Below are 15,902 nucleotides of genomic sequence, written 5' to 3'. Positions count from 1 at the left end.
ACTTTCGGAATACAAATTAGCAGGCTGCTTATTGCTGACGGTTATCCAGACTGCGCGAGCGCCAATCAAGCTGGCGATCGCAGTACAAACGGCATGCCATCCGCGAGGACGTGCGAGCGTTTCATATATGACGTTGACAGCCTGGTCGTATTGGTCGCTTTCAAAAAGCATCCATTTTCTCCTGTCATGCGGATAATTTGCCGATCCGAAATGCCGGCTTATTGCATTTTTACTGTTCCGCATTTGCGGAATATACAACCCCCGCGTGCTTCGATACTCTGCAGGAAGTCCTTCGAGCGCTTATGCTGCCTTCCTCTGGCGGTGCGTTCCGCGCATTGCGCGAACCGAGAGCACCCAGTTTGTTCCAGTTGTGACACCGAAAACGGTTATCTGTTCCGCGTGTTGCTTCGAACTCGTTCTATCAAAAGTAAAAATAACCTACCTTGGAGTAGTGAATGAATCATCGTCAAATCGAAACGGATATTCTCCATCTGGAGCAGGTAATCGGAAGAATTTCCACCGATGACCGCATCCCCTTGTCCTATTGGCGTAACCGGGTTGATTTGGTCGCATCCAGTGCGCTTGTTCCAGCGCAGCAATCACGCATGCAGCGAATCAACGACCGGCTCGAGCGGCTTGAAGCCAGCGTGGGATTAAACTGCGCGATGGCTTAAGGTTTCCTTAAGGATTCGATGTATTGATTTCCAATTTTGTGTCACGGAGTTACAACCCGCGGTAAATCTTCCCTTGGAGTCCCATTTCCGGCGTGCTTAAATGATGCGCTGAGAAAATGCGTACAAAGAGGGATATTCAATGTCCGACGCGGGATTCAGCGCCACGCGCCTTGAGCGCACTCGTACCGCAATGCAGCAGTTCGTCGAGAATGGCGACGTTGCCGGCTGCGTCACCCTGGTCTGGCGGCATGCCGAAATAGCCCGGGTCGACACGTTGGGTCACAGCGACAGCGAAACCCTCACGCCCATGACGCGCGACACGCTGTTTCGCATTGCTTCCATGACGAAACCCGTGACGAGCGTCGCTGCCTTGATGCTGGTGGAAGAAGGCCTTATCGCGCTCGACGACCCCTTGGCGCGCTGGTTGCCCGAACTGGCCAACCCCAAGGTGCTCGCCGATCCCACCGCGCCGCTCGACCATACCGAACCCGCCCGCGCACCCATTACCTTGCTCGATCTGCTCACGCATCGCGCCGGATTTGCGTATCACTTCACCGCATTTGGCGCGTTAGCCGACGCCTACGGGAACATCTTCAACGGCGTCGATGCATCGGTCGATCCCGGCGCATGGCTTCAGCGCGTAGCCGAGTTGCCCTTGATGTTCCAGCCCGGCACGCGCTGGCACTACGGCATCTCCACCGATGTCCTCGGCGCGCTGATCCAGCGCATCAGCGGTATGTCGCTTGCAGCGTTCTTCCGCACGCGCATCTTCGAGCCATTGGGAATGACGGACACCGGCTTTGTGGTGCCGCCTGAAAAACTCGGGCGTTTGTCGGTGGCCTACGCTGTCGATCCCGCTACGCGGCAACGCGTGGTGGAAGATCATCCGGCATCGAGCCGCTTTGCCAAACCCGGGCGTTTTCAGAACGGCGGCGGCGGTCTTGTTTCCACTGCCGACGACTATCTGCGTTTTGCGCGCCTGCTGCTTGGCCGCGGCCGTCTGCAAGGCGACGCCAATGAACGCGCGCGCGGTCCGCGCCTGCTGTCGCATCGGTCCGTCGACCTCATGCGCACGAATTTTCTATCGCGTGATCAGCGCCGCATTCCGGCGTTCGGTCAGATTGTGTGGGGCGGCCAGGGGTTTGGATTGGGCTTGGCCATCGTGGACGATCCAGCACAACAACGCACGCTCGGGTATCGTTCTGCAGGGTCGTTCGGCTGGCCAGGCGCGCTCGGCACGAGCTGGTTCGCCGATCCGGTCGAAAACATGATCGGCATCATGCTGATCCAGCGACGCAGCGTAGAACCCTTCCCGATGGCAGCCGTGTTCGAACGCCATCTGTACGACGCTATCGACGACTAAGTGGTGACGAGTAAGAACCGATGACTGGCGTCACGATGCCATATCCAATTCGGGCGCATGCCGAACCCAGAGAGCAGCTTATGGCCACCTACAAGCAACTGACCGCACAACTCGAAAAACTGCATAAGGAAGTTGCGATTGCACAGCAGAAGGAAATTGCTGCTGTGATTGAGGATATCAAGCGCAAGATCGTCGACTACGACCTGACCGCCGAAGAGCTGGGCTTTTCAGCGAGGCGCGGCAGGTCGGTCAAGAAGGCGCCACTGCCGCCGAAGTATCGCGATCCGAAGACCGGTGAGACATGGAGTGGGCGCGGACGCCCACCCGGATGGCTGGCAGGGCGTAACAAGGAACGCTTCCTCATTGGTGCTTGATTGATACATGAGCACCTCACGCGTGAGCGTCGAAAAGGTTCGCGTGTGATGCGTTCAATGCAGTGTCTCTCGCAACAACGTCACGTCGTAGCCGAGCGTGCGTGCACGATTGACCAATGCCGTGCGTTGCTCAGCCGATGGCTTCGCTTCACGCGTCAGGATCCACAAGTACCTGCCGCTCGGTTCGCCGACGATGGACCACGTGTAGTCATCGGCGTGATCGAGTATCCAATAATCGCCAACGTAGAACGGTCCGAAGAACGACACCTTGAGCTTCGCGTTGTTCGTTTCCGGCACTATCTTTGCCTTCCCTTCGGCCGACCTGGATGCTCCATTCACTCCGCCATTGCGAGATGAATTGATGATGGAGACCAGCCCGTCATCGCGTTTCGCATAGTTCGCCGTGACTGCTTCGCAGCCGCGTTCGAAGCGGTTCTCATAGCGTGCAAATTCGTACCATTGGCCCAGGTAACGATCAAGATCTACCGGCTTCGCAGGCTCGGGCACGCGCGCGTTGCCGCTCTTGTTGCTGCCGCCCATTGTGCATGCGGCCAGCAGGCCCAGTCCGCCGATCACCAGCAAAGCCGTTGTGCCAATGGTGACGGATCGTTTGAATTTCATGATGGTCCTCGTTGTGTTTAAGCGATACGCGTCGCTGTATGAGCAAGCTTCATTCCGTTGCTTCGGGTCCCGCATAGCCTCACCTATAGCGTGGTGAAGTCATCGAAATGCGCTGACAGCAAGCACCTAAAGCTCATCCGCAGTCGTATCTACTGTTTTAACAACAGGTCGCAACTCATTGATAGAGAACACTTTAACGTGGCGCATGCATCACGACGCAAGACTCACTCAAAGCTCTTCATGTGCTTTCTCAACATCGCCGGATCACCCTCCCGGATAACCTCACCTATAGCGCTACTCACTTCACGCTTACGCGAGCGAAGCGTCGAGTCTGTATCGTGTATCACCCACATGAAGGGCAATGAAGATCTCAACGCGACGTAGGAGAGAAGCCGTGAAAGCCTTATAGATAAAGGCTCACAGCAGTATACTTCAAGCACTTGCTGAAGCCCGGTCAGCTCTTTGATCTAGTTAGCGATACTTGTAAATAGCCTTAAGCGTGAGTTTTTGTCAGGTCATGCAACTCACCTCGCGCGGCTCCCGAAATCGCTCACCTTTAAGAAGTTCACTCTGCGGCAAGCGGATTCAGCCGCTATGCTCTTGGCCTTGTTCACTTGGTTCCGCTGCTCATGTCGTTGCTGGTCTCGTCGCTTTTCGCCCCGCTTCTGAGAATCATTCTTCCTGTGTTCGCGCTGATCTTCGCGGGTTATGCGTGTCGCAAGACCAATCGGCTGGGGCCGAATGCGTCGTCAGAGCTGAATCGATTCGTGGTCTATCTGGCGTTGCCCGCGCTGCTCTTCGACATCATGGCGACCACGCCATGGCATACGCTCAATCAACCCGCGTTCATAGCCGTGTTCGGCCTTGGTGCGGGCGGGATATTCCTGCTGACCGTGCTGATTCGATTAAAGCAGTCGCGTGATCTCGCCGATGCCAGCCTCGACGGTCTCAACGCCGCGTATCCGAACGCGGGGTTCATCGGCTTGCCGTTATGCATGCTTGCCTTCGGTCACGCGAGCCTTGCGCCCGCAGTGATTGCGACGATCATGACCGTGTGCGTGCTGTTCGCCGTAGCTATTGTGTTGATCGAACTGGGTCTGCAGACAGAGAAGAATCTTGTCGCCACGCTTGGCAAAGTGGTCAGGTCGCTAATCACGAATCCGTTGTTGTTCGCGCCGTTCGCGGGCTGGCTATGCAGCGGAGCGGGACTCACTATTTCGGGCGGCGCGGACACGTTTCTCAAGTTGCTGGGGGCAGCGGCAAGTCCGTGCGCACTCGTTGCGCTCGGGCTTTTCCTCGGCGAGAAGTCAGAAGGCGGCGCGGCGAAAACCACCACGATGCTGGTCTTGGCCAAGCTCATTGCGCAACCACTGCTGACGTGGTGGCTGGCGTTTCATGTGTTCGCGCTGCCGGTGTTGTGGGCGAAGACCGCCGTCGTGCTCAGCGCGTTACCCACGGGGACGGGGCCGTTCATGCTGGCGGAGTTTTATCGGCGGGAAGCGGCGGTGACGTCCAGCACCATTTTGTTTTCCACGATCATCTCGCTGGTCACGGTCACGGTGTGCCTTGCCGCGTTGAGCTGATAGCGGCCATTGAAGGAACCGGTCTTGTCGCGTTATGTTTAATATTTTGAACATAACGGCTGCTTACGCCGTTTGCGTTCTTTATATTGAACATTAAACCGCGCGCCGATAGTGACGCAGCGAATTTCCTACGGACTCTTTCGATAGATAACGCGGCGTCAGCAACTCAGTCCGCCGCGTTCCTCTTCCCCTCGATAACTTCCAGGTCGCCCTTATTGCGTACTGACGCGCACGCCGTTCGCTTGGGTCACGGCCGTATCCGTATCCGCATCCGTACCCGACGTAACGCGTTCAAACCGCGCGGTTTGATACGGCAGCAACTGGGGATAACTTTCCGTATGGATCGCGTCGAACTCACCGCTCTTTTGCGCGGCGATCAGTTCGGCTTTCACCTCGGCCCGCGTCCTCGGCGCGTAGACGCTTTGCTGAGCGACGTCGGTGGATTGGGCAAACACCGGTGCCGATGAGACCAGCACGGCGGCAAACAAACTTCCGATAAGCGCGCGTTTCATGATTAACCCTTCACGGTTTGAGACGGCGCGTTTCACGCCATCGATGTGAAGCAGTCTATTCACATCACTATCGATGACCAATGTCGATTGGGAAAACATATTGTTGTGCGTCGCGCATGAATGTGACGTTTTGTGTCGGCGCGCGAAAATGGTTGCCCGTTTATTTTGGACGCAGCACTTCAATCATTGCGCTTTCGGTAAAGATCAATTCACTACACTGCCATTTTTCTGCATTCGCTTAATCGATATTCTCGGTTCACCGATCCAGTTCGATCGTTGCCAACTCACCGAGGTGTCTCATGAAACGCATGCTTTCCATCTTCGCTGCTGTCGCTTTGTTCGCTGTGGCAGGCGCTGCCAGCGCTGCCACTAACGCCAATTCGCAGTCGTCGACGTGCCAAGGCCCGCCGTCGCAATGCAATGTGTTTTTCGGTCAATAATTTTTGACCCGGCGGCGGCGATAGCCGCGCTCTTGCCGCCTTTCGCCACGCCTAGCCTTATTCCGCCAAGCATCGAGGCGGTTTAGTGCTAATTATTAAACATCTACAAAGTTGTCCACAGTTTCTGTGGACAACTTTGTGGAAATCATCTCGAAAATGGCTTGTAACGGGCCTGTGGCCCGGTGTGCGACTGAAACGCTCATCGTGAGGCAGAGCACGCTACGAAATGTGCACCGCCCGATCGCGGTCCAGGCGTCAATCCGACCGATTTCGGATAGTCATCACCTTGGGTGACCGCCTATGATGGGCCGGCTGGCACACGTCATCTACGTCACCTTCGTGCATGCAGTTCATCTGCCAGCTTCTTTCAGTCACCGGGACAAGCCATGACCTACAAGATTGCGGTTGTTGTTGGCAGCATTCGCCGAGATTCATTCAACAAGCAGCTTGCACACGCGGTAACGTCGCTTGCGCCGCCGGATTTTTCGTTCGAGTTCCTGGATATCGCGGGCTTGCCGCTCTATAGCCAGGACTACGACAGCGACTTTCCCGAAGCCGCCCGAACCTTCAAGCAAAAGATTTCGGCGGCGAATGGCTTGCTGTTCGTCACGCCGGAATACAACCGCTCGATTCCCGGCGTGCTGAAGAATGCGCTGGACTGGGGTTCGCGGCCGTGGGGTCACAGCGCGTGGGCCAACAAGCCGGGCGCGGTGCTGGGCACGTCGCCGGGCGCGACTGGTACGGCGCTCGCGCAGGCGCACCTGCGCAATGTGCTCGCTTACCTCGATGTGCCGCTCATGGGTCATCCGGAGATGTTCGTCAAACACGATGCAAACCGTATTGATGCCAGCGGCACGATCGTGAGCGAAGACACGCGCAAGTTCCTGCAGAATTTCGTCGATAAATACGTCGCGTGGGTTCAGCGCCTTGCGACGGTTTAGGCTGTAAAACCCAATCGCAAAACGACCACGGCCCGCTTTAGCGGGCCGTGGTCGTTTCAACGCGGTGATCAGCGCCCGCTACAGGTGGTGATGCCCCGTCACGCGCTCCCAGCCGTGACGTACCGCGAGCTTGAAGCGCTCCCATGTGGGCGCGCCGCCCAAACCGCGGCCTTCCCAGTCGTGCCGGAGTTCGGTTTCCATCGTATCGTCCCAGTTGCGGCGGTGGAAACGCTCGTCGCTGGCGGCTGAGGCGCCGTATTTATACGCTTCTTCGTACTCTTCATAACTTGCGCCCGTCGCCGCGTACTTCGACTCGTAGTCGCTGCGGAACTCGTCTTCGTACTCCATGTATTCGTCCGGCATCGTGCTTCGGGCGCCCGGACGCGTCCCGAGCGAAGAGTCCCCAGTCTGGCTCAGCGTGCCCGGAACCGGCGAGCCCGTCGCGCTCATGGCGTCAGTGCCACCCACGCTACCCACGCGCGACGCTGTTTCGGTTTCATCCAGCGGATCGAGCGGATCGACGGCGCGCCAGCCTTGCGCCGACGCGCCGCCGCTCAGCGGTTCGCTTGCAACCGGACGTACGCCTTCAGCCGGAGCCGGTGTAACCGCGCCACCGGCCAGCGGTTCATCTAACGACGACGCAGCAGAGGAAGCCGAGCGCCGCACAGTTTCGTTCGTATCCTGCCAGACGGTGCCGCTGGTCATCGGATCGCCGCCTGTTGCGCGATAGGTCGAATCGCTGCCGCCGGCGAAGACATCGCGGGCAACCGGGCTAATTGGGTCAAGCGGCTGCACAGCCGGATCGTCACGGTCCGCGTGGGGATAAGCGCGTGCCCGGTTGGCGTCGGCGCGTGCAGCGCCAATCGGATCTCCTGGCGGATTCACCGGCGCGCGTCCAGGCACGGCGCTGCCCGTCCCGAGGCCGAGTTCGTCGAGCAAGGAATGATCGCGGTCATCGCCTGCGGCGGCGGTCGTGCGTCCGTGATTCAGCGTGCCCCAGCTTGCTGCACGTTCGTCAATATCAATTGCGCCTTGCTCTGCCAGCGTCTGGCGGGCTGCGTCGGCGAGCGCCTCGGTTGCCGTATCGACGGCCACCAGCACTCCGCCGCGCCGGACGGCTTCGGAGTAATGCGCTACTTCGGGCGGCTGATCCCGGCCTCCGAACAGCATCGAAAAGAAGCGTTCGATATTCGCCAGCACGCCGCTGGTTTCAGGTGGCTGGCCGGCTGCGAGGGCGGGGTCATCGTCGGGTGAGGAAGGCTGGGGTGCAGCCTGAAGCTCGATATCAGAGCGGGCAAAACCCGACGCAACCAGTGCGCTGCGCGCCACTTCGGCCTGGTCGTAGGTATCGAAGATACCAATAACTGTGTGTCGCATGGCTGCCTCCTGGCGGCATGTCATCAATCGCGACGGATCAAAAAGACTCGTCGCAAATCTAGTTTAGGTCGCAACTCACGTGTTATCTCGCAACTCGCGTGCCGGGTCGTGGACGTGCGCGCCGCGACGCCATCTCCAGCGCAAGACGATCCCGCCCGATGTCTCTCGGCGAGCGGATGTTTTTACAAAGCGTGTGGAAAAGGCGCTCGGCTCAGTGCTGTGGCTCAGTGCTGCGCTTCGCCGTGTTCGCGGTTGTCCGCGCGTGCGCTGAGATCTTCGCGAATGGCTTGCAGAAGCGAATCGAGCAAGGCGATATCGAACGGTTTGGACAGCACGCGCGCATCGACCTCACGCGCCCGGTCCAGTTCTTCGGCATAGCCCGTCACCAGGATCACGGGCACGCGCGGCGTCCAGCTTTGCAGGATCTCCGCCAGGTCGATGCCGTTCAGCTTGCCCGGCATGTGGATATCGGAGAGCACGACGTCGAACGGCAGCGCACCGTCATTGGCCACGTCGCGACGGGCCGCATCCAGCATGGCGATCGCGCCGTCCGCGTTGAAGACGTGGGTGACGTTGTGATTCATCATCGACAACAACGCTTCTGTGCCTGCAGCCACTTCTTCGTTGTCTTCCACCAGCAGCACGCGCAAGCCGTGCGCTTCGCCGGCCGCGGCGGTGTCGTGTTGCGCTTCGTGGGGTTCCGCTACGGCTGCACTCGCGCGCGGCAAATAAAGACGCACCGACGTTCCCGCGCCCACCGCGCTGTCAATGGTCGCCACGCCGCCCGCGCGCTCGCAGAACGCGAACACTTGCGGCAGGCCCAGCCCGGTACCCATGCCTTTGGGCTTGGTGGTGAACAACGGTTCGAACGCGCGGCCGAGGACTTCGGGACCCATGCCCCCGCCCGTGTCCTCCAGCGTCAACTGCACGAATTCGCCGATGATCGGAAAACCGTCCTCGTGGCGAAAGTGCACGTTGTCGGCGCGGACCGAGAAGGTGCCGCCGCTCGGCATGGCGTCGCGGGCGTTCACGGCCACGTTGATGAGCGCAAGCTCCAGTTCGGCGGCATCGACGCGAACTGGCCATACGTCGTCACTCGCTTCGAGATTCAGCGCGACTTTTGCGCCCAGCGACGCCTTCAGCAGTTCGCGGCAAGCCGGCAGCCACCTGCCGATTGCAATGGTCTCATTGCGCAGCGGTTGCTTACGGGCAACGCCCAGCAACTGGCGCGTCAGCGACTGACCGCTCTTAAGCGCGCGTTCCATGGCCGACAATTCGCGGTCCAGCCCGGCAGCGCCGCGTCGCCGGACAATCTGGACGTTTGTTGAGAGGATCATCAGCAGGTTGTTGAAATCATGCGCGACGCTGCCGACCAGATTACCCAGCGCTTCCATCTTGCGCGCCTGCCGGTAAGCCGATTCGATCGAACGGCGCATGGACGCTTCCGCTTGCCAGCGCTCCCAGGCGTCTTCTTCATTCGCGAGGCGGCGCAGGGACAACCAGATCACGCCCCAGAGCACGACGCATGGCGCGAACAAGGACAGGATCAGCACGCTGACACGCCGATACCACGCAGCCCAGATGGTTGCGACAGGATATCCGCTGGATACATACACGGGATAATTCCCCACCTTGCGATACGCCACGATCTTCATTTCATTGTCGAGCCCTGAGCGCATTCGCAGGATGCCGTTCCGCTGTCCCGCCGCATACGCCTCGCGCAACGGCGAACTGGCGACAAGTTCCATGCGGTCGGGCGGCCGCGCGGGATACCAGGCGAGCACCGCGCCGTCCGCACGCGTGAGGCCGAGCGATACGGTGGAGTGTTGGCCGAGCAATTCGGCGTAGAACGCACCAAAGTAACTCGGGCGGAGCGCGATGGTCACAATGCCGGCGAAGCGGCCATCCGAGTTCTTGCGCGGCACAGCCGTGTTGAACACGGTCTCGCCGGCCACCTTCCCGACCATCACGCGGGAGACGTTTTCAAACATCTTGTGGTCGCGAATGCCGACGAAGTCGTCGCGGGTTGCAATCGATACATCCGGCGAGGGGAAAATGCGGCTCGTGGCAATCAGGCGCCCATCCGCGCCAATGATGCTCACCGACGCTACTTGCGGATAACCGCCGCCCATTGCCACGAGTTTGTCGTGAATGGAGCGTTCTTCGAGGCGCAAAGTGTTGTCGTCCACGCCGCTGATCAGGTCGATCACGCGGGCGTTGAGCGTCTCGTTCATGTCGAAGACTTTCAGCGCGTGTTCTTCGGCCACATGCGCGTTGCGATCAACCACCTCGGCGGCATCGGCTTCCTGCGCCTTCAGATCGCTCCACGACATGGCCGCCACATACAGGCAGGGCAAGACAATGGCGGCGATCAGAAGGACCCGGAGGGTCATGCGCTGGGCGGCGAAGTTACGCTCCGGCACCACGGGAAAAGGCGGCTCGTCCTGCCAATGGTCAGCGCCTGGTTCCTCACGTTGCGGCGTCATGGTGAGTCGTCGTCCCGATGTGAATAACTGAGCGCGGCATTTCGCGGCATGTTTTTTTGCAACGGTGAAAGGCAGCGAATGCTGTGCGCGAACTCCGCGCATTTTAGCCGCTCGTTTGTCGCTCGCTTGTTTATTGCCCGTTTATCGCCCGCGCTCGGGAAAGAAAATGCGTGCATAAATCGTGCCTTTCAACCGATGAATCGATGTTCTGCGAAACCACACGGTATCGACGTTTAAACGACAGGATTTGAGGCGAGGTGATGTCCCGAGCGCGCGAGGGCGAGTGGTAAAAAGCGGCGGATCGCGTAAAGTTGGTGAGGAATATCAAGCAGCGCCGCCACGGTCGGCCAATGTTTGTACGAAGATTGAACCCGGCGGAGGGTGCGCGGCAAGCGCGTTGAAAGCGCGGGATAGGGCCATCTCAGGGCAACACTTCACAAACTTGATATACTTTTCGCCGCTTCCGGCACGGCTGCACGCCGTCTGAAGCCGGTTTGCGCCGAGCTTGCATTCAGCTTCAAAGCATGTTTCATGAAGCCGGATGCCCGGCGCCCGATCTAACACTGCTGCCCTTGGGGGCGCCACAGCGGAGTCCGTCTTGGCCGTTTCCAATCTTATCGCCGACGATCCTGCTCCCGACGTTGCCAAGGTAACGTCGGGTAGTTCGTTCTATCTCGCCATGCGCATCCTGCCGGCTGCGCAGCGCGACGCCATGTATCAGGTCTACGCGTTCTGTCGCGCGGTTGACGACATTGCCGACGGCACGCTGCCGCGCGGCGAACGCGCCGCGGCGCTCGAACAATGGCGCGCGGACATAGACGATTGCTACGCCGGCAAGCCGCGCAGGTCGCTGGCTGCGTTGACGCAACATATCCACGCCTTTCATCTTTCGCGCGATGACTTCATTGCCGTGATCGACGGCATGGCCATGGACGCCGCCGAAGACATCGTCGCGCCCGACGAAGCCACGCTCGACCTGTATTGCGACCGCGTGGCGAGCGCGGTCGGACGGTTATCGGTGAGGATATTCGGGATGCACGAAGATGCCGGACGGCGTCTTGCGCACCACCTCGGCCGTGCGCTGCAACTCACGAACATTCTTCGCGACATCGATGAAGATGCCGGCATTGGACGCGTTTATCTGCCACGAGAACTGCTGTCCCGCGAAGGTATTTCCACGACCGACATCGCGTCCATAGTCAACGATGCCCGCTTGCCGCGCGTCTGCCTGACGCTTGCCGATCGCGCGCGGACCCACTATGCGCAATCCGACGCGATCATGGCGACCGCGCCGCGTGCTCAGGTGCGGGCGCCGCGCATCATGTCGGGTGCGTATCGGTGTGTGCTTGAAGCGAACTTGAAGCGCGGCTTCGATCTCCCGCGCAACCACATCCGCACGCCGCGTTCGCGGCTGTTGTGGATCGTCGCGCGACATATTTTCTGATGTCGCGTCTCGTTCATGTGATTGGCGCCGGGTTATCGGGACTCGCCGCCGCAGTCCAGTTGCAGCGCCGTGGAGCGCGCGTGATGCTGCACGAAGCCGCGCCGCACGCGGGCGGCCGCTGCCGTTCTTACTTCGATATCAAACTCAACGCCACCATCGATAACGGCAACCATCTGGTGCTGTCGGGCAACCACGCCACGCTGAGCTATGCCAAGGCGATTGGCGCGGTCGACGAACTCGTTGGCCCGACCCAGCCCGAGTTTCCGTTCATGGATTTGCGCAGCGGCGCGCGCTGGACCGTGAAGCTTTCGCCGGGCCGCATGCCGGGCTGGATCTTCGATTCCGCCGCGCGTGTTCCGGGCACCATGCCCTCGGATTATTTGTCGTTGCTGCCGCTGCTGTTCGCCAAACCCGGCCGCACGATGCAGCAAACCATGCGCACGAACGGGCGCTTGTGGGACGCGCTGATCAGCCCGCTGTTCCTGGCCGTGCTGAATGTGGATCCGCGTGAAGGTAGCGCGGTGCTCGCCGGCAACGTGCTGAAGGAATCGCTGCTGCTGGGCGGTCAGGCGTGCCGGCCGCTGGTCGCGCGCAACGGGCTGGGCCATGCGTTCGTCGATCCCGCGTTGCGTCTGCTGCAATATGGCGGCGCGGAGATCAAGCTCGGGTCGCGGGTGCGTGAGATCGGGTTCTCCGGCACGGATTCGAAGACGCGTGTCACATCGCTTGATTTCGATGATGGCCGCGTGGACATCGGTATTCACGACGGCGTGGTACTTGGCGTGCCGCCGAACGTGGCACAGCAACTCGTGCCGGGCTTAACCGCGCCGAACGAATTCCGCGCCATCGTCAATGCGCATTTTGCTATTGATCCGCCGCTAGCCTTCGAGCCAATGACTGGTTTGCTGAACGGCACCGCCGAATGGCTGTTCGCGTTCGATGGACGTCTTTCGGTGACCATTAGCGGCGCGGATCATCTCCTCGATACCCCGCGCGAGGCGCTTGCCCACGGCATCTGGCAAGAGGTCGCGAAGGCGGCGCGCTTGCCGGTTGAGCGCATGCCGACGTGGCAAATTGTCACGGAAAAGCGTGCGACCTTTGCGGCCGTGCCGAGCCAGGAAAACCTCCGGCCGGGCACGCGCACGCGCTGGTCCAATCTGATGCTGGCCGGCGACTGGACGGCCAACGGGCTGCCCGCCACCATAGAAGGCTCGATCCGCTCCGGCCAGAAGGCTGCGGACCTGCTTATGAATCCCTCTATTGATTTCTCGGTGCAACGCTGATGAACGAAACTGTCCAGCCGCCCGGCCTCCAGCCGGTGACGGCGGCGGCGCTGGAAGCGTCGGTGGCGCGCGCTGCCGATGCCATTCTTGCCGACCAACATCCCGACGGCTACTGGCTCTACGAACTCGAAGCCGACGCCACTATTCCCGCCGAATACGTGCTGCTCGTGCATTACCTTGCCGAGACGCCGAATCTCGAACTCGAAGCGAAGATCGCGCGGTACTTGCGCAGGATCCAGCGGGCGGACGGCGGCTGGCCGCTGTTCACCGATGGCGCCATGGACATCAGCGCCACCGTGAAGACGTATTTCGCGCTGAAGATGATCGGCGATTTGCCTGAAGCCGAACATATGCAGCGGGCGCGCCGCGCGATTATTGCGGCTGGCGGCGCGGAAAAATCGAACGTGTTTACGCGGATTTTGCTGGCACTGTTCGGCGTGGTGTCGTGGCGCGCGGTGCCCATGATGCCCGTGGAAATCACGCTCTTGCCCGAGTGGTTTCCGTTCCATTTGTCGAAGGTGTCGTACTGGGCGCGGACCGTGATCGTGCCGCTGCTCGTGCTCAACGCAAAGCGGCCGCGCGCGCGAAATCCGAAGGGCGTGCGCATTGATGAACTGTTCTTCGATGCCCCCGTGAACGCCGGCATGGCCGCGCGTGCGCCGCATCAGCATCAGGGCTGGTTCGTGCTGTTCCGCTGCGTGGACGCCGTGCTGCGCGCCGCTGATCCGCTGTTCCCGCGTCATACGCGGCAACGCGCGATAGAAGCGGCCGTGAGTTTCGTCGATGAACGGCTGAATGGAGAAGATGGTCTCGGCGCGATTTTCCCCGCGATGGCCAACTCCGTGATGATGTACGACGTGCTCGGTTATCCGGAAGATCATCCGAACCGGGCGATTGCGCGCAAGTCGATTGAGAAGCTTTTGATCATCGATGAAGCGCCGGATGGCGAGGCTTATTGCCAGCCGTGTTTATCGCCGATATGGGACACGTCGCTCGTCGCGCACGCGTTGCTTGAAGCCGACACGCCCAAGGCGCGCGCTGCCGTTTCGCGTGGTCTGGACTGGCTCGTGCCGCTGCAGATTCTCGATGTACGCGGAGACTGGATCTCGCGCCGGCCGAACATCCGGCCTGGCGGCTGGGCGTTCCAATTTGCGAATCCGCACTATCCGGATGTGGACGATACCGCTGTGGTCGCTATGGCGATGGAACGCGCCGATCGTGAAAACGGTACCGCGTTGTACGGCGAAGCGATTGCGCGCGGGCGGGAATGGGTCGTCGGCATGCAGAGCAGCGACGGCGGGTGGGGCGCGTTCGAGCCTGAAAACACGCAGTATTACCTCAACAACATTCCTTTCTCCGATCACGGCGCGTTGCTCGATCCGCCTACTGTTGATGTGTCGGGGCGTTGTCTTTCGATGCTCGCGCAGTTGGGTGAGCTGCCGGCGACGAGTGAGCCGGCGAAACGCTCGCTCGACTATATTTTGCGCGGTCAGGAACGCGATGGAAGCTGGTACGGGCGTTGGGGGCTGAACTATATCTATGGGACGTGGACGGCGCTGTGCGCGTTGAATGCAGCGGGACTGCCTCTTACCGATAGCCGCATGCAACGCGCCGCGCAGTGGCTCATCAGCATTCAGAACGCCGATGGCGGTTGGGGTGAGGGCGGGGAGAGTTATAAGCTCGACTATCGCGGATATGAAGCGGCGCCGAGCACGGCATCGCAGACATCGTGGGCGTTGCTCGGGTTGATGGCGGCGGGGTTTGTCGATCATCCGGCCGTGGCGAAGGGCGTGCAGTACTTGCATGCCACGCAGCGTGAACATGGCTTGTGGGACGAGACGCGATTTACCGCGACTGGATTCCCGAGAGTGTTTTATCTGCGATACCACGGGTATAGAAAGTTCTTCCCGCTATGGGCGTTGGCGCGGTACAGGAACATGATGCGCGACGGTACGTCGCGCGTGACGGCGGGCATGTGAGTTCGCGGTCTGGGTCCGGTGTTGGCTCTGGTTCTGGCGGCTCTGGCTTCAGTTCTGGCGATGTGCGTTTGCCCGTTATTGCCGCGACGGGGATGGCGTTTGAAGCGCGTATCGCTCGCGGGCCTGGGGTGGAAGCGGTGTTCGCGGCGCGATCGGATTTGCTTGAACGTGCGATCAGCGAAGCGTTGGCGCGGGGGTGTTCCGGGATTATTAGCTTCGGGACGGCCGGAGGACTTTCGCCGGAGTTGGAGCCGGGGACAGTGATTATCGCGAGTTCTGTTTCGGGGCCGTTCGGTGTGCTTGATACTGATCCGGAATGGTCCGCACGGCTGTTTGCGGCTTTTGCCGGGACGCCGCTGGAAGCGCGGGCGGTTCGAGGGACGATGGCCGGTGTGAGCGCGCCTTTGACCGGCGAGCAGCAGAAGAGCTCGCTTTATCGGGCTACCGGGGCGTTGGCCGTGGATATGGAATCGCATATTGCCGGGGCGATTGCCACGGCGCGGGGATTACCGTTTGCAGTTTGTCGGGCGATTGTTGATCCGGCTTGGCGGAGTTTGCCGAGTGCTGCAACGGCCGGGCTGCGGGACGATGGGACTACGACGATTCTGCCGATATTGCGCGAGTTGCTGAAGGAGCCTTCGCAGTTGGGTGCGCTGTTGAAGATTGCTGGCGATGCGCGGGCGGCAAGGACTTCGTTGGTCCAGGCGCGACACGCTATGGGCGCGGCGGGGGCTTTGGGGGTTTAGGGTTTTAGGTTTTTGCCTTGGCCGATGCGCGGCTGAGTAGGGAGTTGCGGTCGGTAAGTCGGCGTGCGACCGCGTTTCG

At 60.4% G+C, this 15,902-nt stretch carries 13 protein-coding genes; 9 read left to right on the top strand and 4 right to left on the bottom strand.

Going from position 1 to position 15,902, the window contains the following annotated elements; translation table 11 throughout:
* The first annotated feature begins 455 nt into the window (after nucleotides 1-455).
* The 3 genes from SBC1_RS34820 to SBC1_RS34810 all read left to right on the top strand — a co-directional run bounded on the left by SBC1_RS34820 (nucleotide 456) and on the right by SBC1_RS34810 (nucleotide 2,411).
* A complete protein-coding gene (locus tag SBC1_RS34820) occupies nucleotides 456-674 on the top strand; it encodes a hypothetical protein (protein ID WP_165104818.1) in 219 nt (72 codons plus the stop codon).
* Between the two features lie 139 nt (nucleotides 675-813).
* Nucleotides 814-2,037, top strand: a complete 1,224-nt coding sequence (locus SBC1_RS34815) for a serine hydrolase (RefSeq protein WP_165104817.1) — start codon at nucleotides 814-816, stop codon at nucleotides 2,035-2,037.
* A gap of 80 nt (nucleotides 2,038-2,117) precedes the next feature.
* Nucleotides 2,118-2,411, top strand: coding sequence for an H-NS family nucleoid-associated regulatory protein (locus SBC1_RS34810; RefSeq protein ID WP_165104973.1), 294 nt, complete (start codon nucleotides 2,118-2,120; stop codon nucleotides 2,409-2,411).
* Nucleotides 2,412-2,465: 54 nt separating this feature from the next.
* Here SBC1_RS34810 and SBC1_RS34805 read toward each other — a convergent pair whose 3' ends face one another.
* The gene (locus SBC1_RS34805) at nucleotides 2,466-3,032 is read right to left on the bottom strand and encodes a lipocalin family protein (RefSeq protein ID WP_165104816.1); all 567 of its coding nucleotides are present in this window, start codon (nucleotides 3,030-3,032) and stop codon (nucleotides 2,466-2,468) included.
* 629 nt (nucleotides 3,033-3,661) lie between these two features.
* On the opposite strand from SBC1_RS34805, the gene SBC1_RS34800 reads away from it, so the two are divergent.
* Complete coding sequence (locus SBC1_RS34800; RefSeq protein WP_165104815.1) at nucleotides 3,662-4,615, top strand: AEC family transporter; 954 nt, start codon at nucleotides 3,662-3,664, stop codon at nucleotides 4,613-4,615.
* Nucleotides 4,616-4,827: 212 nt separating this feature from the next.
* Here SBC1_RS34800 and SBC1_RS34795 read toward each other — a convergent pair whose 3' ends face one another.
* Nucleotides 4,828-5,127: a DUF4148 domain-containing protein gene (locus tag SBC1_RS34795; protein ID WP_165104814.1), complete on the bottom strand. Its 300-nt coding sequence runs from the start codon at nucleotides 5,125-5,127 to the stop codon at nucleotides 4,828-4,830.
* Nucleotides 5,128-5,953: 826 nt separating this feature from the next.
* On the opposite strand from SBC1_RS34795, the gene SBC1_RS34790 reads away from it, so the two are divergent.
* Entirely contained in the window at nucleotides 5,954-6,508 is a 555-nt protein-coding gene (locus tag SBC1_RS34790; protein ID WP_165104813.1) for an NADPH-dependent FMN reductase, read from the top strand.
* A gap of 78 nt (nucleotides 6,509-6,586) precedes the next feature.
* Here SBC1_RS34790 and SBC1_RS34785 read toward each other — a convergent pair whose 3' ends face one another.
* Both SBC1_RS34785 and SBC1_RS34780 read right to left on the bottom strand, forming a co-directional pair.
* Nucleotides 6,587-7,885, bottom strand: a complete 1,299-nt coding sequence (locus SBC1_RS34785; RefSeq protein WP_165104812.1) for a hypothetical protein — start codon at nucleotides 7,883-7,885, stop codon at nucleotides 6,587-6,589.
* 224 nt (nucleotides 7,886-8,109) lie between these two features.
* On the bottom strand, nucleotides 8,110-10,371 hold the full coding sequence (locus SBC1_RS34780) for a hybrid sensor histidine kinase/response regulator (RefSeq protein WP_165104811.1): 2,262 nt from the start codon (nucleotides 10,369-10,371) through the stop codon (nucleotides 8,110-8,112).
* Between the two features lie 598 nt (nucleotides 10,372-10,969).
* Here SBC1_RS34780 and hpnD point away from each other — a divergent pair.
* The 4 genes from hpnD to SBC1_RS34760 all read left to right on the top strand — a co-directional run bounded on the left by hpnD (nucleotide 10,970) and on the right by SBC1_RS34760 (nucleotide 15,823).
* On the top strand, nucleotides 10,970-11,815 hold the full coding sequence (gene hpnD, locus SBC1_RS34775; RefSeq protein WP_165104810.1) for a presqualene diphosphate synthase HpnD: 846 nt from the start codon (nucleotides 10,970-10,972) through the stop codon (nucleotides 11,813-11,815).
* Complete coding sequence (gene hpnE / locus SBC1_RS34770) at nucleotides 11,815-13,098, top strand: hydroxysqualene dehydroxylase HpnE (RefSeq protein ID WP_165104809.1); 1,284 nt, start codon at nucleotides 11,815-11,817, stop codon at nucleotides 13,096-13,098. Before hpnD ends, hpnE begins: the two co-directional genes overlap by 1 nt.
* A complete protein-coding gene (gene shc, locus SBC1_RS34765) occupies nucleotides 13,098-15,077 on the top strand; it encodes a squalene--hopene cyclase (RefSeq protein ID WP_165104808.1) in 1,980 nt (659 codons plus the stop codon). The genes hpnE and shc overlap by 1 nt, the downstream gene beginning before the upstream one ends.
* A 92-nt stretch (nucleotides 15,078-15,169) precedes the next feature.
* Nucleotides 15,170-15,823 carry a phosphorylase gene (locus tag SBC1_RS34760; protein ID WP_241202388.1) on the top strand — a complete coding sequence of 218 codons (654 nt, stop codon included), beginning with the start codon at nucleotides 15,170-15,172 and terminating at the stop codon, nucleotides 15,821-15,823.
* Nucleotides 15,824-15,902: the final 79 nt, after the last annotated feature.

The sequence above is a fragment of the Caballeronia sp. SBC1 genome (genome assembly GCF_011493005.1).
Classification (GTDB): domain Bacteria; phylum Pseudomonadota; class Gammaproteobacteria; order Burkholderiales; family Burkholderiaceae; genus Caballeronia.
Note: the sequence above shows the minus strand (reverse complement) of the source record. Positions and strands in the feature narration are given on the sequence as shown.

Excerpts from the sequence above, each read along its gene's own strand:
- SBC1_RS34820 (WP_165104818.1), top strand. The coding sequence starts at position 456 with ATGAATCATCGTCAAATCGAAACGGATATTCTCCATCTGGAGCAGGTA.
- SBC1_RS34815 (WP_165104817.1), top strand. The coding sequence starts at position 814 with ATGTCCGACGCGGGATTCAGCGCCACGCGCCTTGAGCGCACTCGTACC.
- SBC1_RS34810 (WP_165104973.1), top strand. The coding sequence starts at position 2,118 with ATGGCCACCTACAAGCAACTGACCGCACAACTCGAAAAACTGCATAAG.
- SBC1_RS34805 (WP_165104816.1), bottom strand. The coding sequence starts at position 3,032 with ATGAAATTCAAACGATCCGTCACCATTGGCACAACGGCTTTGCTGGTG.
- SBC1_RS34800 (WP_165104815.1), top strand. The coding sequence starts at position 3,662 with ATGTCGTTGCTGGTCTCGTCGCTTTTCGCCCCGCTTCTGAGAATCATT.
- SBC1_RS34795 (WP_165104814.1), bottom strand. The coding sequence starts at position 5,127 with ATGAAACGCGCGCTTATCGGAAGTTTGTTTGCCGCCGTGCTGGTCTCA.
- SBC1_RS34790 (WP_165104813.1), top strand. The coding sequence starts at position 5,954 with ATGACCTACAAGATTGCGGTTGTTGTTGGCAGCATTCGCCGAGATTCA.
- SBC1_RS34785 (WP_165104812.1), bottom strand. The coding sequence starts at position 7,885 with ATGCGACACACAGTTATTGGTATCTTCGATACCTACGACCAGGCCGAA.
- SBC1_RS34780 (WP_165104811.1), bottom strand. The coding sequence starts at position 10,371 with ATGACGCCGCAACGTGAGGAACCAGGCGCTGACCATTGGCAGGACGAG.
- hpnE (WP_165104809.1), top strand. The coding sequence starts at position 11,815 with ATGTCGCGTCTCGTTCATGTGATTGGCGCCGGGTTATCGGGACTCGCC.
- shc (WP_165104808.1), top strand. The coding sequence starts at position 13,098 with ATGAACGAAACTGTCCAGCCGCCCGGCCTCCAGCCGGTGACGGCGGCG.
- SBC1_RS34760 (WP_241202388.1), top strand. The coding sequence starts at position 15,170 with ATGGCGTTTGAAGCGCGTATCGCTCGCGGGCCTGGGGTGGAAGCGGTG.